Origin of the sequence: Pseudomonas sp. DrBHI1 (genome assembly GCF_002205115.1) — a bacterium.
GTDB lineage: Bacteria > Pseudomonadota > Gammaproteobacteria > Pseudomonadales > Pseudomonadaceae > Aquipseudomonas > Aquipseudomonas mosselii.
The window spans coordinates 37322-61516 of record NZ_NIBE01000009.1 but is presented as its reverse complement, the minus strand read 5'-3'; the positions used below and the strand labels follow the sequence as shown (position 1 = coordinate 61516).

Sequence of the window (24195 nt, the reverse complement as noted above, 5' to 3'; positions counted from 1 at the left end):
ATGAAAGGCCATCACCGGGAACCGGGATGGCCTTTACAGGATGTTGCAGAGGGGGAACTTAGAGCGGGTGTCAGCGTTTGCGAGCCAGCAAATAGGTGCCCACCAGCAGACCAACGGCACACAGGCACGCCACGTAGTAGGCTGGCGCCATCGGGCTGAACTTGAGCAGCGCGGTTACCACCATCGGCGTCAACCCGCCAAAGATCGCGTAGGCCAGGTTGTAGGAGAACGACAGGCCGCTGAAGCGCACCACCGGCGGAAACGCCTTGACCATCACGTACGGCACGGCACCGACGATGCCCACGCACAGACCGGTCAGGGCGTACAGCGGGAACAGCAGGTCTGGGCGGGTCGGCAGGCTGTGGTAGAAGGCCCAGGACGACGCCAGAAGCGCCAGGCTGCCGACGATGAACACGCGCCCGGCGCCGAAGCGGTCGGCCAGACTGCCAGCCCCGATGCAGCCCAGGCTGAGCAGCACGATGGCCAGGCTGTTGGCCTTGAGCGAATCCGTTGGGCTCACGTGATAGAGGCTTTGCAGCAATGCCGGAGTCATGAGGATGATCACCACGATGCCGGCCGACAGCAGCCAGGTGAGCAACATCGACAGGATGATCGCGCCGCGGTGGTCGCGCAGCACTGCGCGCAGCGGCAGTTCCTCGGCCAGGGCCTTTCGCGCCTGCATCTCGGCAAACACAGGGGTCTCATGCAGCCAGCGGCGCAGGTAGACCGCGAAGAAGCCGAACACCCCGCCCAGGAGGAACGGAATACGCCAGGCGTAGTCCGCCACTTCCTCGGGGGTATAGAGCGTGTTGATCAGCGTCGCCACCAGCGAGCCGAGCAGGATGCCCGAGGTCAGGCCCGCGGTCAGGGTGCCGCAGGCATAGCCGGTGTTGCGCGCCGGCACGTGCTCGGAGACGAACACCCAGGCGCCCGGCACCTCGCCGCCGATGGCCGCGCCCTGGATCACCCGCATCAACAGCAGCAGGATCGGCGCCCACAGGCCGATCTGCGCATAGGTGGGCAGCAGGCCCATCACCAGGGTCGGCACGGCCATCAGGAAGATGCTCAGGGTGAACATCTTCTTGCGCCCGAGCAGGTCGCCGAAGTGGGCCATGACGATGCCGCCAAGGGGGCGTGCCAGGTAGCCGGCGGCGAAGATGCCGAAGGTCTGCATCAGGCGCAGCCATTCGGGCATGTCGGCCGGGAAGAACAACTTGCCGACCACCGTGGCGAAAAACACGAAGATGATGAAGTCGTAGAACTCCAGAGCTCCGCCCAGGGCGGACAGCGAGAGGGTCTTGTAGTCACTGCGGGACAACGGCCGGGACGGCTGCTCGATACTGCTCTGCACGGAGGTCATCGCTGTTCTTTCTCTTGTAGGTCTGCGGACCGCTTGGCATGCGGTTTCTGGATTGGATAGGCAGCGAAGATAGCAAATTGCCGAGCCGCGCTCATAGCGGTACAAAATCCATACAGATATTCATGAATGTGCGGTCGTCGCTGGCTGTGCAGGTATATATACTGCCCGCTCGTAGGAAAAGGTTGCTTCCATTTTGGGAAGTTGTGCGAAAACGTCGGTCATTGTTGTCAGACTGTTTCGCAGAGATTCCCTTTGGCCGCCTCGCGAAGCGAAATCAGCGTAGTATGCGTGATGCTGAATCGTTTTTACGGCGTCCTTCATTGCGCCACCAACGAAGCTTCACGGGTCAGAGGCCCCACGGCATGATTGAACTCGAACAAGAAGATCCTATCCCGCAGGGCGACCTGGCCTTGCAGATCACCGCGCTGCCGCGCGAGACCAATGGTTTCGGCGATATCTTCGGCGGCTGGCTGGTCGCCCAGATGGACCTGGCCGGCACCGCCATGGCCAGCCGCGTCGCCGGTGGCCGGGTGGCCACGGTGGCCATCGACCGCATGGCATTCCTGGTGCCGGTGGCAGTGGGCGCGCAGCTGTCCTTCTATACCCAGACCCTGGAGATCGGCCGCAGCTCGATCCAGATGATGGTCGAGGTGTGGAGCGACGACCCGCTGTCCAGCGAATGGCGCAAGGTCACCGAAGCCGTGTTCGTGTTCGTCGCCATCGATGGCAGCGGTCGCACCCGCTCGGTGCCTCGTCGCTGAGCCGAGCGAGCGGTAAACTCATTGCACGTCACCGGGTCCAACGGCCTGACAGACAATCAATGAGACGAGCGCAATGGCTAACTTCACGGTCGAGACCGAGCTTCACGGCGAACTCAATTGCTGGCGCATTACCAGCGAGCAGGCCGAACTATTGATCGCCCAGCAGGGCGCACAGGTCCTCAGCTACCAGCGAATCGGCGAACCGCCGCTGCTGTGGCTGAGCGACCAGGCCATTTTCCGCAAGGGCAAGTCGGTGCGCGCCGGCGCGCCGGTGTGCTGGCCGTGGTTCGGCATCTTCGAACGCAACCCGGATTCGGTCAAAGCCATGTTCAAGGGCGAGCAGCCACCGGCCCATGGCCTGGTGCGCGGGCGCGACTGGCAGTTGCTGGGGGCCGAGAAGCACGGCGAAAACCTGCACATCGAATTCGAACTACCCGAAGCCCAGGGCGATCTGCCGGGTTGGGCCCACGAAGTCCAGCTCAAGCTGCTGGTGGAACTGGGCGACCAGCTGAAGCTGACCCTGACCAGCTACAACCTCGGCCATTCCGACGTCACCCTGAGCCAGGCCCTGCACAGCTACTTCGCGGTAAGCGACGTGCGCCAGGTGCAGGTGGAAGGCGTGGACGGGTTGGCCTATATCGAAACCCTGGCCAACTGGGAGCAACGCCAGCAGCAGGGCAACCTGGGTTTCGCGGGCGAGACCGACCGCATCTACCTGAACGCCCCCGAGCGCCTGGCCATCGTCGACCCGCACTGGAACCGACGCATCACCCTGCAGGCCGGCGGCTCACGCACCGCGGTCATCTGGAACCCCTGGACCGAGCGGGCCCGCGACCTGCCGGACATGGCCGACGATGGCTGGCAGCGCATGCTGTGCATCGAGACGGCGAATGTGATGGATGACGTGGTGGTGCTCAAGCCGGGGGCGAGTCATGCGATGAGCGTGGCGATCGGTAGCGAAGTGCTCTGAGGTTTCCAGGACCGCTACGCGGTCCTTTCGCGACACAAGGCCGTTCCCACAGGATTCGCGTGATCCCTGTGGGCGCGGCCTTGCGTCGCGACGGGCTGCAAAGCAGTCCCGGATGCGTTACAGGTCGGCATCCTCCACCACCCTCACCTGCCCCGCCTCCAGCGCATACGCCGCATCCGCCAAGTCATTGCTGACCGTCTCCACCTTCAGCGTGCCGGTCACCCACAACGGCGTGTAGATGTCATCGATCTTCAACCCTTTCGGATAACGCACCAGCACCAGCTGGTTCGGTGGCGGTGGCGGAACATGGATGCAGGCGCCCGGGTACGGCACGAGGAAGAACAGCGTGCTGTTGCCCTTGGCATCGCTTTCCAACGGCACCGGATACCCGCCCAGGCGGATCTGCTTGCCGTTCATCGCTGCCACGGTCTTGGTCGAGTACATCACCGCCGGCAAGCCCTTGCTCTGCTTCAGGCCACCCTTGGCAGTGAAGGTCCCTTGGGCTTCCGGGGAGTCGTGGTCGATCTCGGGCATCTGCTCGAGGGCTTTCTGGTCCGACTTGGGCATCAGCTCAAGCCAGTCGGTCTCGGGCAATTCGGCATGGGCCAGGGCGCTGGCCAGCAGCAGGGGGACGAGGAATAACGCACGCATGGGAATGCTCGGCAACTCGGGGATTGAATTGCCGGCATTCTAACGTGTGTTCAGCTCTTCTTGATGAAGCCGTAGATCACCAGGAGGATGATCGCGCCGACCAGGGCCCCGAAGAAGCCCGCGGCCTGCCCGGCCTGGTAGATGCCAAGGGCTTGCCCGCCATAGGTGGCAGCCAGGGAGCCGGCGATGCCGAGGAGGATGGTCATGATCCAGCCCATGCTGTCGTCACCCGGTTTCAGGAAACGCGCCAGCAGGCCGACGATCAGGCCAATGAAGATGGTTCCAATGATGCCCATGGCAATCCCTCTGTGATGAACATGAAACATGCCAAAGCCTAGTCAGCGCTTTGGCATGTTGCCATCTCAGAGCGGCATTGCCGGGCAGAAGTTCGATCAGCCGGCGATCAAGGCCTCTACTTCGGCAATCTTGGCCTTGAGGGTGGCCATGTCGGCGCAGCGCAGGGTGGCATGGCCGACTTTGCGTCCGACCTTGAACGCCTTGCCGTAGTGGTGCAGGTGGCAATCGTCGATGGCCAAGACCTTGTCCACTGGCGGTACTTCGCCGATGAAGTTGAGCATGGCGCTCTCACCCACCTTGGCGGTCGAACCCAACGGCAGGCCGGCGACGGCACGCAGGTGGTTCTCGAACTGGCTGCATTCGCTGCCTTCTATGGTCCAGTGCCCGGAGTTGTGCACGCGCGGGGCGATCTCGTTGGCCTTCAGGCCGCCGTCGACCTCGAAGAACTCGAACGCCATGACACCGACATAGTCCAGCTTCTGCAGCACGCGGCCGACGTAGTCTTCGGCCAGGGCCTGCAGCGGATGCGCCTCGCTGGCCACCGACAATTTCAGGATGCCGCTGTCGTGGGTGTTGTGCACCAACGGGTAGAAGCGGGTTTCGCCATCGCGGGCACGCACGGCCACCAGCGACACTTCGCCGGTGAACGGTACGAAACCTTCCAGCAAGCAGGGCACGCTGCCCAGCTCGGCGAAGGTGCCCACCACGTCCTCAGGCTTGCGCAGGACCTTCTGGCCCTTGCCGTCATACCCCAGGGTACGGGTCTTGAGCACGGCCGGCAGACCGATGCTGGCGACGGCGGCATCCAGGTCCGCTTGCGAGAGGATGTCGGCGAAAGCCGGGGTCGGAATCCCCAGGTCGCGGAACATGCTCTTTTCGAACAGACGATCGCGGGCAATGCGCAGGGCCTCGGCACTCGGATAGACCGGCACGAACTGCGAGAGGAAGGCGACGGTTTCGGCCGGCACGCTCTCGAACTCGAAGGTCACCAGGTCGACTTCGTCGGCCAACTGGCGCAGGTGGTCCTGGTCGCCGTAGTCGGCGCGCAGGTGCTCGCCCAGCGGCGCGGCGCAAGCGTCCGGGGCCGGGTCGAGGAAGGCGAAGTTCATGCCCAGCGGGGTGCCCGCCAGGGCCAGCATGCGGCCCAGCTGGCCGCCACCGATTACACCGATCTTCATAGCGTCAACCTCAAGCCTGGCGCGGGTCTGGATTGTCCAGAACGGTGTCGGTCTGCTCGGTGCGGAACTGCTTGAGCGCCGCGTGGAACTGCGGGTACTTGGCGCCCAGGATGCTTGCCGACAGCAGCGCGGCATTGACCGCGCCGGCCTTGCCGATGGCCAGGGTGGCCACGGGAACCCCAGCTGGCATCTGCACGATCGACAGCAGCGAATCGACACCCGACAGCATCGACGACTGCACCGGCACGCCCAACACCGGCAGGTGGGTCTTGGCGGCGCACATGCCCGGCAGGTGGGCGGCGCCACCGGCACCGGCGATGATCACCTCGATGCCGCGGCCTTCGGCCTCCTCGGCGTACTGGAACAGCAGGTCCGGGGTACGGTGGGCGGAAACCACCTTCACCTCGTAGGGAATGCCGAGTTTTTCCAGCATATCGGCGGTGTGGCTAAGGGTGGACCAATCGGACTTGGAGCCCATGATCACGCCAACCAGTGCACTCATCGTCGAGCCTCTTCGCTTGTGCGCCCGCAGGCGCGTCAAAAAACAACAAGCCACGCGGGACGACCGGCGTGGCTTGTTTGCTGATCATGACCGGATCTATCCGGTCGAGGGGCCGCGCAGTATAGCGTAACGCGAGGCGATCACGGCACCCCCGGCGACCAACTGTCGCCCTTATTTTTCGGGGGTTTGGCTGACTTTCGGGTCAACTGAGCCACCCTCCAGCTTGCGCCACAGCAACCGCACGTTGGCCTTGCGCACCAGCGCGCAGCGGTACAGGCGGATTTCCAGCGGCACATGCCACTGGCTGCCGCCACAGATCACCAGTTCGCCGCGCTCCAGCTCGCCGCGCATCGACAGCCTCGGCACCCAGGCGATGCCCATGCCTTCGAGGGCCATGCTCTTTAGACTGTCGGCCATCGCTGTTTCATAGACAGTGGTATAGCGCAGGTTGCGCTGGCGCAGCAGCAGGTTGACCGAACGGCCGAGGAAGGCACCGGCGCTGTAGGCCAGCAGCGGCACGCTGCCCTCGCCCTCCAGGTCGAACAGCGGCTTGCCGTCCGGGCTAACGGCGCACACCGGAAGCATTTCGGTGGTGCCCATGTGCAACGACGGGAAGATCTCGGCGTCCATCTGCAAGGCGGCGTCCGGATCATAGAAAGCCAGCATCAGGTCGCAACCGCCCTCGCGCAATGCATGAACGGCCTCGCCAACGTTGGTGGCCACCAGGCGCGTGGCGATGTTCAAGCCATCGTTGCGCAGCTGCGCCACCCAGCGCGGGAAAAAGCCCGACGCCAGGGAGTGCGCAGCCGACACCTGAATCACCTCGCCCTGCCCGCCCTCAAGGTGATGCAAATGGCGGAGAACTTCGCTCAACTGGTCGACAACGGTACGCGCGGTGACGAGAAACAGCTGGCCGGCCTCGGTCAGTTCGATCGGTGTGCGGGAACGATTCACCAAGGTCAGCCCCAACGCCGCCTCCAGGCTGCGTATGCGCCGGCTGAAGGCCGGCTGGGTGACGAACCGGCGCTCGGCCGCCTGGGAGAAACTGCGGGTTGAGGCCAGGGCACTGAAGTCCTCCAGCCATTTGCTTTCGAGGTTCATCGACTACTCCGCAACGCGTGCACCAAAATGGAACACGCTCGATTGTCAATCGGCGTCACATCAAACCGTATGCCGTTTGTGCATAGGTTAGCGTGCAACAGCATTGGCCGCAAAATCCGGGCAGCCCTAGCATTGGCGCCATTCCGGCAGGTGCCGGGTCAAAATCGAGATGATATCCATCATGTCCTCTGCTGCATCGTTCCGCGTCGAAAAAGATCTGCTTGGTACCCTTGAAGTCCCTGCCGATGCCTACTACGGCATCCAGACTCTGCGCGCTGCCAACAACTTCCACCTCTCCGGCGTTCCGCTGTCGCACTACCCGAAACTGGTAGTCGGCCTGGCGATGGTCAAGCAGGCTGCTGCTGACGCCAACCGTGAGCTGGGGCACCTGAGCGATGCCAAGCACGCTGCCATCACTGCAGCCTGCGCCCGACTGATCAAGGGTGATTTCCACGATCAGTTCGTCGTGGACATGATTCAAGGCGGTGCCGGCACCTCCACCAACATGAACGCCAACGAAGTCATCGCCAACGTCGCGCTGGAGCACATGGGCCACCAGAAAGGTGAGTACCAGTACCTGCACCCGAACAACGACGTGAACATGGCGCAGTCGACCAACGACGCCTATCCGACCGCGATCCGTCTGGGCTTGCTGCTGGGCCACGACGCCCTGCTGGCCAGCCTCGACAGCCTGATCCAGGCCTTCGCCGCCAAGGGTAAAGAGTTCGACCACGTACTGAAGATGGGCCGTACCCAGCTGCAGGACGCCGTACCGATGACCCTGGGCCAGGAATTCCGCGCCTTCGCCACCACCATGACCGAAGACCTGCAGCGCCTGCGCTCGCTGGCGCCGGAACTGCTGACCGAAATCAACCTGGGCGGTACTGCCATCGGTACCGGCATCAACGCCGACCCGGGCTACCAGGCCCTGGCCGTGCAGCGCCTGGCGACCATCAGCGGCCAGCCGCTGGTCCCGGCTGCCGACCTGATCGAAGCCACCTCCGACATGGGCGCCTTCGTGCTGTTCTCCGGCATGCTCAAGCGTACCGCGGTCAAGCTGTCGAAGATCTGCAACGACCTGCGCCTGCTGTCCAGCGGCCCACGTACCGGCATCAACGAAATCAACCTGCCAGCACGTCAGCCAGGCAGCTCGATCATGCCAGGCAAGGTCAACCCGGTGATCCCGGAAGCCGTCAACCAGGTGGCCTTCGCCATCATGGGCAACGATCTGGCACTGACCGTCGCCGCCGAAGGTGGCCAGCTGCAGCTGAACGTGATGGAACCGCTGATCGCCTACAAGATCTTCGACTCGATCCGCCTGCTGCAACGCGCCATGGACATGCTGCGCGAGCACTGCATCGTCGGCATCACCGCCAACGAACAGCGCTGCCGTGAACTGGTCGAGCACTCGATCGGCCTGGTCACCGCCCTGAACCCGTACATCGGCTATGAAAACGCCACCCGTATCGCCCGCGTCGCCCTGGAAACCGGCCGCGGCGTGCTAGAACTGGTGCGCGAGGAGAAGCTGCTGGACGAAGCGATGCTCAACGACATCCTGCGTCCGGAAAACATGATCGCTCCCCGTCTGGTTCCGCTGAAGGCGTAACCCAGGCCGCTGCAAACAGTCTCACCAGGTCGAGGGACTAGACACCTCTCAACCTTTCAAGGGCCCGAGCGCACGCTCCGGGCCCTTTTTTTGTGCCAGGGATTCGATATCCCTCCAACGGCACACAACTTGCTCTCCAAAGCTTCTCAGCCCAATGGGACGCCGAGCATGCTGCACAGCCACCTCACCACCCTCAACGCGGTTTCGCTGATCCTCCAGGTGTTCCAGGAGGCCGGCGTCGACCCGCGGCAGCTGCTCGCCGGCAGCGGCATAGGCCCGGCGGACCTGGGCCACGCCGATGCGCGCATCACCACCCAACAGGAGCTGCAGGTGTGCGCCAACGCCGTGGCCCGGCGTGAGGACATCGGCCTGGAACTGGGCCGGCGGATGCATGTGTCGTGCTACGGGATGCTCGGTTACGCCCTGCTCTCCAGTGCCACTTTGGGTGACGCCCTGCGCCTGGCGCTGAGTTATCCGGCACTGCTGGGAACAGTCTTCCAGCTGCGCCTGGTGGATGACGGCCAGCGAGTCTGGCTCAGCGCCACCGACCATTACGACGCCCCCGGCCTTGCCGCCTTCAACGCCGAGTTCTGCCTGGTGTCGCTGAAGGTGATCTGCGATGACCTGCTCGGCCGCCCGCTGCCGCTGCTGGCGGCGCGCTTCGAACACTCGCGTCCCGGCTACCACACGCTCTATGACGGTGCGTTCCAGTGCCCGCTCGGCTTCCAGGCCAGCGACAACGCCTTTGCCTTCGAGCGCCGCTGGCTGGACATGCCACTGCCGCTGGCCGACCCGATCACCCACAAGGCCATGGGCGAACGCTGCAGGCGCCTGAACCTTGAGTTCACCGGACGCCAGGCCTGGCTCGGACGCATTCGCCAGCTGCTGGTCCAACAGCTGGATGCCGCCCCCGGGCTGGAGGGGCTGGCACGGCAAATGAACTGCTCATCGCGCACCTTGCGCCGGCACCTGCAAGCGCTGGGCAGCAGTTATCAACAGCTGCTCGACGAGTTGCGCTTCGAGCGGGCCAAGCAACTGCTGGCCGAAGACCAGATGCCGATCTATCGCATTGCCGAATCGCTGGGATTCAGCGAGACCGCGAGTTTCAGGCATGCCTTCCAGCGCTGGAGCGGCGTTGCGCCCAGCCATTTCCGCGGCTGACCACCCCGCGATAGCGGTCGGCACAGGTGATGGCCATATCTATCCCCTTTTGGCCATTCATGCCGTTCTCCCTGCATCAGGCCAGCCAGCACAATCGGCCCACGCCAGTCATAAACGGAGAACAACACGTGCTGACGATCTATTCCGATGACCACCGCCTGCACCATGGCCGCTGCGAGCTGATCGACGGCCAACTGATGCCCTGCTTCGAAATGCCTTCCCGCGCCGACCACGTCCTGGAGCAGGTGCAAAAGCGCAACCTCGGCCCCGTGCAAGGCCCCACCGATTTCGGTCGCGCCCCGCTGCAACGTATCCACAGCACCGACTACCTGAACTTCTTCGAAGGCGCCTGGGCTCGCTGGGCCGCACTCGGCCACGACGGCGACCTGCTGCCCTTCACCTGGCCGGCGCGCACCCTGCGCCAGGTCAAGCCCACCGGCCTGCACGGTGAACTCGGCTATTACAGCTTCGACGCTGGCGCACCCATCACCGCCGGCACCTGGCAGGCCGCCTACAGCGCGGCGCAAGTGGCCCTGACCGCCCAGGCCGCGATCCAGCAAGGCGCCCACGCGGCCTTCGCCCTGTGCCGCCCGCCGGGACACCACGCCGCCGCCGAGGTGATGGGTGGCTACTGCTACCTGAACAACGCCGCCATCGCCGCCCAGGCCTTCCTTGACCAGGGCCGGCGCAAGGTGGCCATCCTCGATGTCGACTACCACCACGGCAACGGCACCCAGGACATCTTCTACACCCGCAACGATGTGTTTTTCGCCTCGATCCACGGCGATCCGCAGGACGAGTTCCCGTTCTTCCTGGGCTATGCCGACGAAGTCGGCGAAGGCGCGGGCGAAGGCTGCAACATCAATTACCCACTGCCCGCCGGCAGTGATTGGGCCGTCTGGAGCGCTGCATTGGAAGATGCTTGCCAGCGCATCGCCGCCTACGACGCCGAGGTACTGGTGATCTCCCTCGGCGTGGACACCTTCAAGGATGACCCGATCTCCCAGTTCAAGCTCGACAGCCCGGACTATCTGGAAATGGGCAAACGCATCGCCCAGCTGGGCAAGCCGACCTTGTTCGTGATGGAGGGTGGCTACGCTGTGGAGGAAATCGGCATCAACGCGGTCAATGTGCTGGAAGGCTTCCAGCACGCCCAGCCAGGAGCCTGAACATGGTCCGACTCAAGCGTCTGCTCGCCCCGCTCATCGCCACCGGCCTGCTCGCCGGCGCGCTCCAGGCCCATGCCGACCAGCGCACCCTGCGGGTCTACAACTGGTTCGACTACATCACCCCGCAGACCCTCACCGACTTCCAGAAGGACAGCGGGGTGAAGCTGGTCTACGACATCTTCGACACCAACGAGGCACTGGAGGCCAAGCTGCTGACCGGCAACTCCGGCTACGACGTGGTGGTGCCGTCCAACGTGTTCCTCGCCAAGCAGATCGAAGCGGGCGTGTTCCAGCCGCTCGATCGCGCCAAGCTGCCCAACTGGCAACACCTGGACCCGGCGCTGATGAAGCTGATCGAGGCCAACGATCCCGGCAACAAGTTCGCCGTGCCCTACATGTACGGCACCGTGCTGATCGGCTTCAACCCGGACAAGGTCAAGGCGTTGCTCGGCGACAACGCCCCGGTGGACAGCTGGGACCTGATCTTCAAACCGGAGAACATCGCCAAGCTCAAGCAGTGCGGCGTGGCGCTGCTCGATTCACCGTCGGAGATCCTGCCGCTGGCCCTGTCGTACCTGGGTCTGGACCCTAACAGCGGCAAGCCGGCCGACTATCAGAAAGCCCAGGACCTGCTGCTGAAGATCCGCCCGCATGTCACCTACTTCCACTCTTCCAAGTACATGGCCGACATCGCCAACGGCGACATCTGCGTGGCAGTGGGTTATTCGGGCAGCTTCTCCCAGGCCGCCAACCGCGCCCGCGAGGCAAAGAATGGCGTGACAGTGGACATGCGCCTGCCCAGGGAGGGGGCACCGATCTGGTTCGACATGCTGGCGATCCCGAAGAACGCGGCCAACCCGGAGGATGCCCATGCCTTCATCAACTACCTGCTGCGGCCTGAGGTGATCGCGCCGATCAGCGATTTCGTCGGCTACCCGAACCCGAACAAGGATGCGAACGACAAGGTCAGCCCAGCGATCCGCAACAACCCGAACCTGTACCCGACAACGGAGGCGATGGCCAAGCTGTATACCTTGAAGCCACTGCCACGGGATGCCGAGCGGGCACGCACCCGGGCCTGGACCAAGATCAAGTCGGGAACCTGATGGGGTTGGGGGCTGCTCTGCAGCCCCTCGCCGGCAAGCCGGCTCCTACAAAGGCATGCGCAGTTACTGTGGGAGTCGGCTTGCCGACGACGGGGCGCAGAGCGACCTCAATTCAGCGCCGCCAAGCCTTGCGCAGACGCATCAACGCATCCGCTATCTGCGCCTCCGGCACCGCGGCAAACCCCAGCACCAACCCTGCCCTGTTATCCACTGGCTCCTCGCTATCCTCCAGCCAGTAGCTGCTCAGCGGATTGACCTCCACCCCCACCGCTTCCGCCCGAGCCACCAGCTCCTGCTCCCGCGCGAAGTTATCCACATCTACCTTCACATGCAGCCCCGCCGCCACCACGGGCATGGCCCCCAGCCCCGGCACGTCCTGCGGCCAGCCTGCCTTGAGCACATTGCGCCGCGCCAGCGCAGCCCGGCGCATGCGGCGGATATGCCGCTGGAAATGCCCCTGGGCCATGAATTGCGCCATCACGCACTGGGTGCCGACCTCCGAATGGCGTACCGCCAGCGCCCGGCATCGACTGAACGCCTGCACCAGACGCCCGGGAAGCACCAGGTATCCCAGGCGCAAGGCCGGAAGCGCGATCTTGCCGAAGGTCCCCACGTACAGCACTCGCCCCTGGCGGTCCAGCGAGGCCAGTGGCGCCAGCGGCACACCGCTGTAACGGTACTCGCCGTCGTAGTCGTCCTCGAGGATCCAGCCATCCTGGCGCTCGGCCCAATCCAGCAGCGACAGGCGACGGGCCAGGCTCATGGTGACGCCCGTGGGGTACTGGTGGGCAGGCGTCACGTAGGCCAGCCGGCACTCGGGCATCTCGGTCAGCCTTGCGCAGTCCATGCCCTCGGCATCCACCGGCACGCCCTTGAGCGTGGCCCCGGCCATCGCGAAGGCATGCCCGGCAGCCCGGTAGCCCGGGTTTTCCACAGCCACGCCATCGCCCGGTTGCAGCAGCAGCTGTGCACAAAGGCTGATGGCCTCCTGCGCGCCACTGGTGATCACTATTTGTTCAGCCGTGCAGCTAAGCCCCCGCGAGCGTCGCAGGTAGGTGGCAATCAATTCACGCAGCTGCCACTCACCGGCCGGGTCGCCATAGCCCAGCATCGCCGGGTCGGGATTTCGCCAGAAACCCGCTTGCAGCTTGGCCCACACCTCGAACGGGAACAGGTCGAACGCCGGCACGCCGACGCGAAAAGCCTTGGGCGCCCCGCCTCTGGGCAGCGGCAAATGATGATTCTTCAGACGTTGCAGGGGCTCGCTGATGACTGCCTGCCTGGATAAATCCTCAGTATCTGAAGCACTATATGTGGATAAGTCTGTTGATAACCCCAGGGATAACCCTGTTGATAATTGTGTGGATAGTTTCGGCAGCTGGCTCACATAGGTGCCATCGCCAACCCGGCTCTCGATGAAGCCCTCCGCATACAGCTGGTCGTAGGCTCGCACCACGCTGTTGCGCGACAGCATCAGCATCGCCGCCAAATCGCGGGTGGCCGGCAACCGCGTGCCGCTGCCCAGGCGCCCATCCAGCACCCTGGCGCGCAAGGCATGGTAGAGCTGCTGGCTCAGCCCGCGGCGGCGGTCCAGGACAATACCCGCGGGGTCGAAAGGCAGAGGATGGCAACGTTCGCTCATGAAATTGGACCTATGAAAACAGCCGTGAATGGCTCTTACCTAGAGCCAATAGCCTGCCTAGCATGGGGTCATTCAGCAAGGACATCCAGCATGTACAACAACAAGTCCCACCAGGAACACGACCTCGACCGCCTGCACCGGCACATGCTGCAAACCCGCCTGGCGCTGCTGGTCAGCCAGGGTGACCAGGGCCTGCTGGCCACCCACCTGCCCGTACTGGTCGAGGCTGGCGAAGGCGAGTTCGGCACGGTCTACGCCCACCTGGCCCGGGCCAACCGCCAGTGGCAGGACCTGGAGCAAGGGGGCGAGGCGCTGCTGGTATTTCCCGGTGCCGATGCCTACGTCAGCCCGAGCTACTACCCGAGCAAGGCGGACAACCCCAAGGTGGTGCCGACCTGGAACTACCTGGCCGTGCACGCCTATGGCCCGGTCGAAGTTATCCACAACGCCCAGTCGTTACTGGACATTGTCACCCGCCTCACCGAACGCCATGAACAACTCCGCGACGAGCCCTGGAAAGTGTCTGACGCCCCAAGCGACTACCTCGACGGCATGCTCCGCGCCATCGTTGGCATCCGCCTGTCCATCAGCCGCCTGCAAGGTGCGCGCAAACTGAGCCAGAACCGTTCGGCGCATGACATTGCCGGCGTGCGCAAAGGCCTCAGTGCCAGCAATGACCACCTGGACAACCAACTCGCCGCGCACATGCGCGATCTCTGAAGGACAAGCCCATGACCCCCGTTACCCTGCGCCCGGTCGGCACTCACGATCACGCCGCCTGGCGCTCCCTGTGGCAGGCCTACCTGCGCTTCTACCAGACCGAGCTGGCCGACGAGGTCTACCTCAGCACCTGGCAGCGCCTGCTCGACCCCAACGAGCCCACCCATTCGACCCTGGCCTGGGTCGACGACAAGGCGGTGGGCCTGGTCAACTTCATCTACCATCGCACCAACTGGAGCATCCAGAATTCCTGCTACCTGCAGGACCTCTACGTGGACAGCGAGCAACGCGGCCTGGGTATCGGCCGACAGCTGATCGAGCATGTTTACGCGACGGCCAAGGCCGCCGACTGCACGAGGGTGCACTGGCTGACCCACGAGACCAATGCCACCGCCATCAGCCTGTACGAACAGATCGCCGATCGGCCGGGCTTCATCCAATTCCGCAAAGCACTGTAGGCCGAACATGAACGACGCATTGAACTGGAAGCCCGCCGGCACCCCGAAGGCCGAGCCCCTCGAAGGCCGTTTCATCCGCCTGGAAAAACTCGACCCGGCCCGCCATGGCAATGACCTGTGGGAAGTACTGCAAGGCCCGGGCTCGGACCCGTTGCTGTGGGACTACCTGCCCTACGGCCCGTTTGCCGAGCGCGCCGGCTTCGACCACTGGCTGCAAGGCAACGCCGCCAGCCGCGACCCGCTGTTCTACAGCGTGATCGACCGCGCCAGCGGCCAGGTCCAGGGCATCCTCAGCTACATGTCGATCGTCCCGGATCAGGGTCGCTTCGAAATCGGCCACATCGCCTTCGGCGCCGCCATGCAGCGCACGCCCAAGGGCACCGAGGCGGTCTACCTGCTGAGCAAGCTCGGCTTCGCGCTGGGCAACCGCCGGCTGGAATGGAAGTGCAACAACGCCAATGATCGCTCCAAGCGTGCAGCGGAGCGGTTCGGCTTTGTGTTTGAAGGGGTGTTCCGTAACCACATGGTGGTCAAGGACCGCAATCGGGATACCGCCTGGTACTCGATTACCGATGCCGAGTGGCCGGCCGTGGCGGTGGGGTTCGAGCGTTGGTTGAGTGAGGAAAACCAGCAGCCTCAGGGGCAGGTGCTGACGCTGGAGGCATGTCGCCTGGGTTGAAGCAGTGCGGGGCAAGTCGCATCGGCGCACCGCCGCTCCCACGCTTGCGACTTGCCCCGCGATGCAGTCAACCGATCTGCCGGTGACGACTGACCACACCCATTTTCAAGCCGAACGGCTTGAACACTGCATTCAACGACTTGAGCGTGGGGTTGCCTTCCCCCTGCTCGATCTGAATCAGCGTGCGAACCGAAATCTTGCACATCTTCGCAAACTGCGCCTGCTGCATCTTGGCCACCTCGACACGCAAGCGGCGCACTGCCGCGCCGAGTTCCAGGCTGCCGTCGGCGATACCTTCGCGCACAGCATCGATCAACAACCCGCGCACATCGATGGAAACTGTCATGCCAGCCCCCAGGCGGTCAGCCGCCGTTGCAGTGAGCCGAGGGCAATGGCCGGATGGTTCATTAGCGCATCAGAGAGCCCCATATCGGTCAGGATGTCCGGCAATGCCAGCAGGCTGCCGGCATCCTGGCGCAGGCGCTGGAAGGCCTGCTCCGGATCCATCAGGGGCGCCAAGGCATCAATTTCTGGGATACTCGTCCCATTGGCCCACCCTCAGCGGCAGGCCACGATCTACCTCATCAAACCAATTTCGCCTTGAGCTCGGCAATGTGCTCCGGGCCGATTCCGCAGCAACCGCCGACCAGACTGGCACCGCGCTGGCGCCAGTTCTGTGCCCAGCTCAGGTAGCCCGGTGGGTCCAGGTCTTCACGCAGCTCGTCCAGGCCATCATTGGCCGTTGCATCCTTGGGCTGGGGTGGGAAGGCGTTGGCGTAGGCACCGATGGCGATATCGGCACCCAGGCGCTCGAATGCTGCCTTGGCGGCATCGATGGCATCACCGATCACTTCGGGCTGGCTGCAGTTGAACAACAACACCTGCGCACCAAGCGCGGCAACGGCTTCGGCGGCTTGCGCGACCGGTTCGCCCGAGCGCAGCCGTGGCACATCATCGACGTCTTCATCCCGCAGGGTGAACGACACCCAGAACGGCTTGCCATCGCGCGGCAGCTGCGCGTGGATGGCACGCACTTCCGCGATCGAACTCTGGGTTTCCGCCAGCCACAGGTCGACATGCTCGGCCAGGCCTTCAAGCAGCGGCGTCAGCACTGCGGCGACCTGTTGCGGCTGGAACAGGTCTGGGCGATAGGAACCGAACAGCGGCGGCAAGGAGCCGGCAACCCGCACCTTGCCCCCGGCAGCATCGGCAGCCGCCCGTGCCAATTGCCCTGCGGTTTGTGCCAGGGCGTAGCCCTCTTTGGCAAAGCGCGCTTCGCCGATATGAAACGGCACCACCGCATAGCTGTTGCTGGTGATCACTTCGGCACCCGCCGCGATGTAGGCAGCATGGACGGCCACTACGGCCTCCGGCGCCTCGCTCAGCGCCAGCGCCGACCACTCCGGCTGACGAAACGGCGCACCCCGGCGCTGCAATTCCCGCCCCATGCCGCCATCCAGAATAACCAACGACCGTTCGCCCATATGCCATTCACTTATATTGATATGAATAAAATTCACTAGTTAGTACATGTTTATAACTATTAAATATCAAACATCCTTTATTCAAGCACTTTTTCAGGTATCTCCATGCGTTTACCAACCTTGCTGGGCGCCGGTCTCCTTGCCCTGAGCGCTGCCACTCAAGCCTTCGCAGGCGCCACGCTGGAACGTGTGGAAACTCGCAAGGAACTGGTCAATGTGCTGATGGAGAGCTACCCGCCGTTCTCTTTCCTCAACGAGCAAAATCAGCTCGACGGCTTCGATGTGGACGTGGCCAAGGCAGTCGCCGAAAAGCTGGGGGTGAAACTGCGCCTGGAAACACCCTCCTGGGACGTGATCGCTGCTGGCCGCTGGAGCGGCCGCTACGACATCTGCATCTGCTCGATGACGCCGAGCAAGGCGCGCGCCGAAGTGTTCGACTTCCCGGTGCAGTACTACGCCTCGCCGGCGGTTATCGTGGTCAACGCCAAGGACGAGCGCATCCACTCGGCCAAAGACCTGAACGGGCGCAAGGTCGGCCTGACCAGTGCCTCCAGCTACGAGAGCTACCTGAACAAGAACCTGGTGATCGAAGGCGCCGAAGACCGCAAGATCGACTACCCCTTCGACTTCGTCCAGGCCGCCCCATACGACACCGACAACGTTGCCTTCCAGGACCTCGGCCTGGGCGCCGGCGTGCGCCTGGATGCAATCCTGACCAACCTGGTGACCGCGCAACCTCGCCTGGACCAGGACAAGCGTTTCAAGCTGGCCGGGGCGCCGTTGTATGAAGAGCCCAACTCGGTGGCCATCGAGAAAGGCGACCCAGAATGGGATGCCAAGGTGCGCCAGGTGTTCGCCGAGCTGAAAGCCGAGGGTACGCTGGCGAAGCTTTCGCAGAAGTGGATCGGCGCCGACATCAGTAAATGAATGCACATCAACCTGCTCCCAAACCCGTCGCCACAACGACGGGCTCGCGCCTGCTCGGCTTTCGCAGCCGGCTGTACCTGACGTGGCTGGTATTGTTGCTGCTGTTCGTGGGCTTTTTCTTAAACTTTGATCTGAAATTTTCGATCATCGTAGAGAAATTCCCCAACCTTGCAGGCTTCCGGCTTGGCCCCAACGGCTTTTTGCAAGGCGCCGCGCTGACCCTGTTCCTGTGCATCTGCTCGATGTTCACCTCGGTGCTGCTGGGTTTTGCCGCCGCCTTGGCAAGGCTGTCCAGCAGTGCGGTGCTGTTTGGCCTGGCGAGTTTCTACACCTCGTTCTTTCGCGGCACACCGCTGTTGATCCAGATTCTGCTGATCTACCTGGGCCTGCCACAGCTGGGCCTGGTGCCGGGCGCCATCGCCGCCGGGATCATCGCCCTGTCACTGAACTACGGCGCCTACCTGAGCGAGATCTTCCGCGCCGGCATCATCGGCGTCGCCGTCGGCCAGCGCCAGGCTGCCCTGGCCCTGGGCATGCGCCCGGCAGCGATCTTCTGGCACATCACCCTGCCCCAGGCCATGCGCACCATCATCCCGCCGAGCGCCAACCAGTTCATCTCAATGCTCAAGGACTCGTCGCTGATTTCGGTGATGGGTGTCTGGGAAGTGATGTTCCTGGCCCAGTCCTACGGCCGCTCCAGCTATCGCTACCTGGAGATGCTGACCACCGCGGCGGTGATCTACTGGGTGCTGTCGATCCTGCTGGAGCTGGTGCAGGCCCGGCTGGAGCGGCATTTCGGCAAGGGTTACCAACGCTGAGCGGCAGGCGAAAAAAAGGGGAGCATTCGCTCCCCAGAGGTTAACCGCTTGTAGATGAAGGCTTATCTCAGCCTTCGATCTCGATCAGGATCTCGCCCGGGGTGACCCGGTCGCCCTTGGCCACATGGATGGCCACGACCTTGCCGGCGATCGCCGCCTGCACTTCGGTCTCCATCTTCATGGCTTCGGTGATCAGCACCGCTTGACCGGCCTTGACCACGTCACCTTCCTTGACCAGCACATCGACGATGTTGCCCGGCATGCTGGTGCTGACATGGCCCGGCTCGCTGGCCTGCTTGCGCTTGCTGCCGCCACCGCCGACGAACTCGTTGAGCGGCTCGAACACCACTTCTTCCGGCATCCCGTCGATGGACAGGTAGAAGTGGCGCTTGCCTTCGGCCTTGACGCCCACGCCGGTGATGTCGACGCGGTAGGTCTCGCCGTGCACGTCGATGACGAACTCGGTCGGCACGCCCTCACCGCCCACCGAGCCCACCGCGCCGGCTTCCGGAATCGGCAGCAGGGCTTCGGGCTTGAGGGAGCCGGCTTCGCGCTCCTCGAGGAACTTGCGGCCAATGTCGGGGAACATGGCAAAGGTCAGCACGTCTTCCTCGGAATGCGCCAGGCTGCCGATATCGGCACGCAGCTTGGCCATCTCCGGCTTGAGCAGGTCGGCCGGGCGCACGTCGATCACTTCCTCGCTGCCGATCGCCTGGCGACGCAGCTGCTCGTTGACCACGCCCGGCGCCTTGCCGTAACCGCCCTGCAGGTACAGCTTCACCTCGTTGGTGATGGTCTTGTAGCGCTCGCCGGCCAGCACGTTGAAGAACGCCTGGGTACCGACGATCTGCGAGGTCGGCGTCACCAGCGGCGGGAAGCCGAGGTCTTCGCGCACCCGCGGGATCTCCGCCAGCACTTCGTTCATGCGGTTGAGCGCGCCCTGCTCCTTGAGCTGGTTGGCCAGGTTGGAAATCATCCCGCCCGGCACCTGGTTGACCTGCACGCGGGTGTCCACGGCGGTGAATTCACTCTCGAACTGGTGGTACTTCTTGCGCACGGCGTAGAAGTACAAGCCGATCTCCTGCAACAGCTCCAGGTCCAGGCCGGTGTCGAACTCGCTGCCCTTGAGGGCGGCGACCATCGATTCGGTACCTGGATGGCTGGTGCCCCAGGCGAAGCTGGAGATGGCGGTGTCGATATGGTCGGCGCCGTTTTCCACCGCCTTGAGCTGGCACATCGCGGCCAGGCCAGCGGTGTCGTGGGAGTGGATGAACACCGGCAGCGACTGTTCGGCCTTCAGTGCCTTGACCAGCTCGCCGGTGGCGAACGGGGTCAACAGGCCGGCCATGTCCTTGATCGCCACCGAGTCGCAGCCCATGGCTTCCATCTGCTTGGCCTGCTGCACGAAGGCGTCGATGGTGTGCACGGGGCTGGTGGTGTAGGCGATGGTGCCCTGGGCGTGCTTGCCGGCGGCCTTCACCGCCTCGATGGCCACGCGCAGGTTACGCACGTCGTTCATGGCGTCGAAGATGCGGAACACATCGATGCCGTTGACCGCCGCCTTGGCGACGAAGGCCTTGACCACGTCGTCGCTGTAATGGCGGTAGCCCAGCAGGTTCTGCCCACGCAGGAGCATCTGCAGGCGGGTGTTGGGCAATGCGGCGCGCAGCTTGCGCAGGCGCTCCCACGGGTCTTCCTTGAGGAAGCGCACGCAGGCGTCGAAGGTGGCGCCGCCCCAGACTTCCAGCGACCAGTAGCCAACTTTGTCGAGCTTGTCGCAGATCGGCAGCATGTCTTCGGTGCGCATGCGGGTGGCCAGCAGGGACTGGTGGGCGTCGCGCAGGATTGTGTCGGTGACAAAGATTTTCTTGGACATTGTTCGGTTCCTCACAGGCCTGCGTGCGCGGCGATGGCGGCGGCGATGGCCAGGGCCAGCTCTTCGGGTTTGCGCTTGATCGAGTAGTTGGTCAGTTCAGGGTGGCTTTCGACGAAGCTGGTGTTGAACTGGCCGCTGCGGAATTCCGGATTGCGCAGGATTTCCTGGTAGTACGCGGCGGTGGTCTTCACCCCCTGCACGCGCATGTCGTCCAGGGCCCGCAGGCCGCGGTCCATAGCTTCTTCCCAGGTCAGCGCCCATACCACGAGCTTAAGGCACATGGAGTCGTAGAACGGCGGAATGGTATAGCCGGTGTAGATCGCCGTGTCGGTGCGCACGCCGGGGCCGCCGGGGGCGTAGTAGCGGGTGATCTTGCCGAAGCTGGGCAGGAAGTTGTTCTTCGGATCTTCGGCGTTGATGCGGAACTGCAACGCGAAGCCACGGTGCTGGATGTCTTCCTGCTTGATCGACAGCGGCAGGCCGGAGGCGATGCGAATCTGCTCGCGGACGATGTCGATGCCGGTGATTTCCTCGGTGATGGTGTGTTCCACCTGCACCCGGGTGTTCATCTCCATGAAGTACACCTCGCCATCGGCGAGCAGGAACTCCACGGTACCGGCGTTCTCGTAGTCCACCGCCTTGGCCGCGCGCACCGCCAGGTCGCCGATGTAGGCGCGCTGCTCGGGGGTCAGTTGCGGGCTCGGGGCAATCTCGATCAACTTCTGGTTGCGGCGCTGGATCGAGCAGTCGCGTTCAAACAGGTGCACCACGTTGCCGAAGCTGTCACCGAGGATCTGCGCCTCGATGTGCTTGGGGTTGACGATGCATTTTTCCAGGAACACTTCCGCCGAGCCGAAGGCCTTGGTGGCCTCGGAGATGACACGGGGGAAGTTCTGCTCCAGCTCTTCACGGCTGTTGCAGCGGCGGATGCCACGCCCGCCGCCACCGGAGGTGGCCTTGAGCATCACCGGGTAACCGATGCGGTCGCCTTCGCGCAGGGCGTCATGGATATCGGCGACGTTGCCTTCGGTGCCGGGGGTGACCGGGACACCGGCCGCGATCATGGTGCGGCGTGCCTCGGTCTTGTCGCCCATGCGGCGAATGACATCGGCGGCCGGGCCGATGAACTTGATCCCGCGTTCGGCGCAGATCTCCGCAAGCTCGGCGTTTTCCGACAGGAAACCGTAGCCTGGATGCAGGGCATCGCAGCCGGTCTCGACAGCAAGGTTCACCAGCTTGCGCGGGTTCAGGTAGCCGGCCAGGGGCTCGGCACCGATGCTGTAGGCCTCGTCGGCGCGCTTGACGTGCAGGGCGTGACGGTCGGCGTCGGCGTAGATCGCGACGGAGCGAATGCCCATCTCGGCGCAGGCACGCACGATCCGAACTGCGATCTCACCCCGGTTGGCGATCAGGATTTTTGTTATCACTGGAGTCTTCCCAAAGCCGTAGGAACAGACGAGCCGGTTTTACCGGTCGGCGCGTGACCAGACGTCGCTGGCCAGTCGCATATTCACCCTAGCGCCGAAGGTCAATAAACAAAAATCAATATTTGTTAGGGGTAGTATTAGCAAAAGCTTATAGTGAGGTAACAAGGTTTTGCCGGGGCACCGAAAAAAATGCGTAAGTCCTTGATGCGTATGACTTTGCGTCAACTGCAGGTGTTCAACGAGGTGTGTGATCTGCGCTCCTACAGTCGGGCGGCCGAGGAGATGGCGCTGACGCAACCCGCCGTTAGTCTACAGATCCGCCAACTCGAGGAGCTGGTCGGCCAGCCGCTGTTCGAGTACGTCGGCAAGAAGCTCTACCTGACCGAGGCAGCCGAGGCGCTGCAACGCGCCAGCCGGGATATCTTCGGGCGCCTGGAAAACCTCGACATGCAGCTGTCGGACCTGCAGGGCTCATTGCAGGGGCAGCTGAAACTGGCGATCGAATCCAGCGCCAAGTACTTCGTGCCACACCTGTTCGCCGCCTTCAAGCAGCGCCACCCGGAGGTCAACCTCACCCTCACGGTGGTCAACCGGGCCCAGGCGATCCGGCGCCTGTCGGACAACCGCGACGACCTGACCATCATGTCCATGGTGCCCCAGGACATGGGCCTGGAGTTCCTGCCCTTCCTCAACAACCCGATCATTGCCGTGGCGCCGCCGGACCATCCGCTTTGCAAGCTCGAACAGCTGCGCCTGCAGGATCTCGAGCCTCATGCCCTGCTGGTCCGCGAGCAAGGGTCGGGCACGCGCAAGGCCTGCGAGGAGTTCTTCAAGGACAAGCGCGTGCACTTCACCCAGACCGTCGAGGTGGCCTCCACGGACGCCCAGCGCGAATGCGTGGTGGCCGGCCTGGGCATCGCCCTGCTGACCCGCCACGCGGTCAATCTGGAGCTGGCCACCGGCGTGCTCAGGGAACTGCCGGTGGAAGAGCTGCCGCTGTACCGCAGTTGGTGCCTGGTGCAATCCAAAAACAAGCGCCAGTCGCCGGTCGCCCTGGCGTTCCAGGCGTTCATCCGCGGTGAACGTGCGCAGATCAGCGGGCTTGTGGAGCGTTTCTCGGGTAAGTTGCCGCCGAGACCTGCCACACCGTGATGGCTTGCAGGTCGGGGTAGTCGGCCAGCTCGCGCAGCAGCTGGCGCTGGTCGCAGTAGCTTTCGATCGCGCGGCGGAACTCCATGCGGCGCTGGTCCTTTTCCTGCTGCTTGCGAGCCTTGGCGTTGGGTTGGTACACACCTGCGTGATCATGTGCCATTGCCTGTCTCCCAAATAGGATGCGGGAGTTTCAGACTGGCCTCAGGGGTTTACCGTTTTGCGGTGAAATAGTGACGAAATGATGAAATCTGCGTATCGCTCAGTCGTCGGTGGCCTTGATCGACTTGGGGGACAAACGCAGGCTGCGCAAGCTGCGCTTCACGCTCTTGAGGTGGTTGACCAGGCTCGGCCCGCGGGCCATGGCCACGCCCATGGCCAGCACGTCGATCACCACCAGGTGAGCGATGCGCGAGGTCAGCGGGGTGTAGATCTCGGTGTCCTCATGCACGTCGATGGCCAGGTTGACCGTCGACAATTCGGCCAGCGGCGTCTGGCTCGGGCACAGGGTGATCAGGTTGGCGCCACTTTCACGCACCAGGTTTGCGGTGATCAGCAGGTCCTTGGAGCGCCCCGACTGCGAAATGCACACCGCCACGTCGCCCGGCTTCAGGGTGACCGCCGACATCGCCTGCATGTGCGGGTCGGAATAGGCCGCAGCGCTGAGCAGCAGGCGGAAGAACTTGTGCTGGGCATCGGCCGCCACCGCGCCAGAAGCGCCAAAGCCGTAGAACTCCACGCGCTGGGCCTGGGCCATGGCGGTCACCGCCTGCTGCAGCGCCTGCGGGTCGAGGTGCTCGCGCACCTCCATCAGCGTGTGCAGGGTGGTGTCGAAGATCTTCAGGCTGTAGTCGGCGACCGAGTCGTCTTCGTGAATCGCAAACTGGCCGAAACTGGCGCCAGCGGCCAGGCTCTGCGCCAGCTTGAGCTTGAGATCCTGGAAACCCGAACAGCCAATCGCCCGGCAGAAACGCACGATGGTCGGCTCGCTGATCCCCACGCTGTGCGCCAGGTCGGCCATCGAACTGTGCATGACGGCAGCCGGATCGAGCAGCACATGGTCGGCCACTTTGAGTTCCGATTTGCGCAGCAGGTGCCGCGATTGGTCGATATGTTGCAACAGATTCACGGGCTGGACTCGGTTATGATCGGC

Annotated in this window: 26 protein-coding genes; 12 read left to right on the top strand and 14 right to left on the bottom strand. The window is 63.7% G+C overall.

Annotated elements, in window-relative coordinates:
- Nucleotides 1-70: 70 nt before the first annotated feature.
- Complete coding sequence (locus CC207_RS01535; protein ID WP_062360101.1) at nt 71-1360, bottom strand: MFS transporter; 1290 nt, start codon at nt 1358-1360, stop codon at nt 71-73.
- A gap of 362 nt (nt 1361-1722) precedes the next feature.
- Here CC207_RS01535 and CC207_RS01530 point away from each other — a divergent pair, with 362 nt between their 5' ends.
- Nucleotides 1723-2121 (top strand): acyl-CoA thioesterase, encoded by a 399-nt coding sequence (locus CC207_RS01530; protein ID WP_003253317.1) that lies wholly within the window; start codon nt 1723-1725, stop codon nt 2119-2121.
- Nucleotides 2122-2194: 73 nt separating this feature from the next.
- A complete protein-coding gene (locus tag CC207_RS01525) occupies nt 2195-3091 on the top strand; it encodes a D-hexose-6-phosphate mutarotase (RefSeq protein WP_069015982.1) in 897 nt (298 codons plus the stop codon).
- A 117-nt stretch (nt 3092-3208) separates the two neighbouring features.
- Here CC207_RS01525 and CC207_RS01520 read toward each other — a convergent pair whose 3' ends face one another.
- From CC207_RS01520 to CC207_RS01500, 5 genes are all read right to left on the bottom strand, one after another.
- Nucleotides 3209-3742: a DUF3299 domain-containing protein gene (locus CC207_RS01520; RefSeq protein ID WP_028689975.1), complete on the bottom strand. Its 534-nt coding sequence runs from the start codon at nt 3740-3742 to the stop codon at nt 3209-3211.
- Between the two features lie 50 nt (nt 3743-3792).
- Nucleotides 3793-4038, bottom strand: a complete 246-nt coding sequence (locus tag CC207_RS01515; RefSeq protein WP_011536441.1) for a GlsB/YeaQ/YmgE family stress response membrane protein — start codon at nt 4036-4038, stop codon at nt 3793-3795.
- 96 nt (nt 4039-4134) lie between these two features.
- A complete protein-coding gene (locus CC207_RS01510; protein ID WP_028689976.1) occupies nt 4135-5217 on the bottom strand; it encodes a 5-(carboxyamino)imidazole ribonucleotide synthase in 1083 nt (360 codons plus the stop codon).
- A gap of 10 nt (nt 5218-5227) precedes the next feature.
- Nucleotides 5228-5719, bottom strand: coding sequence for a 5-(carboxyamino)imidazole ribonucleotide mutase (gene purE / locus CC207_RS01505; RefSeq protein ID WP_028689977.1), 492 nt, complete (start codon nt 5717-5719; stop codon nt 5228-5230).
- Nucleotides 5720-5890: 171 nt separating this feature from the next.
- Nucleotides 5891-6820: a LysR substrate-binding domain-containing protein gene (locus tag CC207_RS01500; protein ID WP_088851469.1), complete on the bottom strand. Its 930-nt coding sequence runs from the start codon at nt 6818-6820 to the stop codon at nt 5891-5893.
- A gap of 181 nt (nt 6821-7001) precedes the next feature.
- Here CC207_RS01500 and aspA point away from each other — a divergent pair, with 181 nt between their 5' ends.
- The 4 genes from aspA to CC207_RS01480 all read left to right on the top strand — a co-directional run bounded on the left by aspA (nt 7002) and on the right by CC207_RS01480 (nt 11862).
- Complete coding sequence (aspA, locus tag CC207_RS01495) at nt 7002-8426, top strand: aspartate ammonia-lyase (RefSeq protein ID WP_028689979.1); 1425 nt, start codon at nt 7002-7004, stop codon at nt 8424-8426.
- 168 nt (nt 8427-8594) lie between these two features.
- Nucleotides 8595-9587, top strand: a complete 993-nt coding sequence (locus CC207_RS01490) for an AraC family transcriptional regulator (protein ID WP_028689980.1) — start codon at nt 8595-8597, stop codon at nt 9585-9587.
- 128 nt (nt 9588-9715) lie between these two features.
- A complete protein-coding gene (locus tag CC207_RS01485) occupies nt 9716-10756 on the top strand; it encodes a histone deacetylase family protein (protein WP_069015983.1) in 1041 nt (346 codons plus the stop codon).
- 2 nt (nt 10757-10758) lie between these two features.
- Entirely contained in the window at nt 10759-11862 is a 1104-nt protein-coding gene (locus tag CC207_RS01480; protein ID WP_088851468.1) for an extracellular solute-binding protein, read from the top strand.
- Nucleotides 11863-11974: 112 nt separating this feature from the next.
- Here the strand turns inward: CC207_RS01480 and CC207_RS01475 are convergent, their stop codons facing one another.
- Nucleotides 11975-13504, bottom strand: coding sequence for a PLP-dependent aminotransferase family protein (locus tag CC207_RS01475; RefSeq protein ID WP_088851467.1), 1530 nt, complete (start codon nt 13502-13504; stop codon nt 11975-11977).
- Between the two features lie 90 nt (nt 13505-13594).
- Here CC207_RS01475 and CC207_RS01470 point away from each other — a divergent pair, with 90 nt between their 5' ends.
- The 3 genes from CC207_RS01470 to CC207_RS01460 are packed head-to-tail and all read left to right on the top strand — an operon-like array spanning nt 13595 to nt 15361.
- Complete coding sequence (locus tag CC207_RS01470; protein ID WP_088851466.1) at nt 13595-14224, top strand: FMN-binding negative transcriptional regulator; 630 nt, start codon at nt 13595-13597, stop codon at nt 14222-14224.
- Between the two features lie 11 nt (nt 14225-14235).
- The gene (locus CC207_RS01465; protein WP_088851465.1) at nt 14236-14682 is read left to right on the top strand and encodes a GNAT family N-acetyltransferase; all 447 of its coding nucleotides are present in this window, start codon (nt 14236-14238) and stop codon (nt 14680-14682) included.
- Between the two features lie 7 nt (nt 14683-14689).
- Entirely contained in the window at nt 14690-15361 is a 672-nt protein-coding gene (locus CC207_RS01460) for a GNAT family N-acetyltransferase (RefSeq protein ID WP_088851464.1), read from the top strand.
- A gap of 67 nt (nt 15362-15428) precedes the next feature.
- On the opposite strand, the gene CC207_RS01455 is transcribed toward CC207_RS01460, so the two are convergent.
- From CC207_RS01455 to CC207_RS01450, 3 genes are all read right to left on the bottom strand, one after another.
- A complete protein-coding gene (locus tag CC207_RS01455) occupies nt 15429-15707 on the bottom strand; it encodes a helix-turn-helix transcriptional regulator (protein WP_062360088.1) in 279 nt (92 codons plus the stop codon).
- Complete coding sequence (locus tag CC207_RS26610; protein WP_178080943.1) at nt 15704-15868, bottom strand: hypothetical protein; 165 nt, start codon at nt 15866-15868, stop codon at nt 15704-15706. Before CC207_RS26610 ends, CC207_RS01455 begins: the two co-directional genes overlap by 4 nt.
- Before the next feature lie 77 nt (nt 15869-15945).
- Nucleotides 15946-16845, bottom strand: a complete 900-nt coding sequence (locus CC207_RS01450) for a homocysteine S-methyltransferase family protein (RefSeq protein ID WP_028689988.1) — start codon at nt 16843-16845, stop codon at nt 15946-15948.
- A gap of 105 nt (nt 16846-16950) precedes the next feature.
- Between CC207_RS01450 and CC207_RS01445 the strand changes: the two genes are divergently transcribed.
- The gene (locus CC207_RS01445) at nt 16951-17772 is read left to right on the top strand and encodes an ABC transporter substrate-binding protein (RefSeq protein ID WP_062360084.1); all 822 of its coding nucleotides are present in this window, start codon (nt 16951-16953) and stop codon (nt 17770-17772) included.
- Entirely contained in the window at nt 17769-18590 is an 822-nt protein-coding gene (locus CC207_RS01440; RefSeq protein WP_028689990.1) for an amino acid ABC transporter permease, read from the top strand. Before CC207_RS01445 ends, CC207_RS01440 begins: the two co-directional genes overlap by 4 nt.
- A 67-nt stretch (nt 18591-18657) precedes the next feature.
- Here the strand turns inward: CC207_RS01440 and oadA are convergent, their stop codons facing one another.
- Together oadA and CC207_RS01430 are read right to left on the bottom strand one after the other, a co-directional pair.
- A complete protein-coding gene (gene oadA / locus CC207_RS01435; protein WP_028689991.1) occupies nt 18658-20466 on the bottom strand; it encodes a sodium-extruding oxaloacetate decarboxylase subunit alpha in 1809 nt (602 codons plus the stop codon).
- Between the two features lie 11 nt (nt 20467-20477).
- On the bottom strand, nt 20478-21893 hold the full coding sequence (locus tag CC207_RS01430; RefSeq protein ID WP_028689992.1) for an acetyl-CoA carboxylase biotin carboxylase subunit: 1416 nt from the start codon (nt 21891-21893) through the stop codon (nt 20478-20480).
- Nucleotides 21894-22097: 204 nt separating this feature from the next.
- Between CC207_RS01430 and CC207_RS01425 the strand changes: the two genes are divergently transcribed.
- On the top strand, nt 22098-23045 hold the full coding sequence (locus CC207_RS01425; protein WP_162175253.1) for a LysR family transcriptional regulator: 948 nt from the start codon (nt 22098-22100) through the stop codon (nt 23043-23045).
- Here CC207_RS01425 and CC207_RS01420 read toward each other — a convergent pair.
- Both CC207_RS01420 and hexR read right to left on the bottom strand, forming a co-directional pair.
- A complete protein-coding gene (locus CC207_RS01420; RefSeq protein WP_069015985.1) occupies nt 22987-23205 on the bottom strand; it encodes a PA3496 family putative envelope integrity protein in 219 nt (72 codons plus the stop codon). The genes CC207_RS01425 and CC207_RS01420 overlap by 59 nt on opposite strands.
- Nucleotides 23206-23304: 99 nt before the next feature.
- Nucleotides 23305-24171 (bottom strand): transcriptional regulator HexR, encoded by an 867-nt coding sequence (hexR, locus tag CC207_RS01415; protein ID WP_023630201.1) that lies wholly within the window; start codon nt 24169-24171, stop codon nt 23305-23307.
- Nucleotides 24172-24195: the final 24 nt, after the last annotated feature.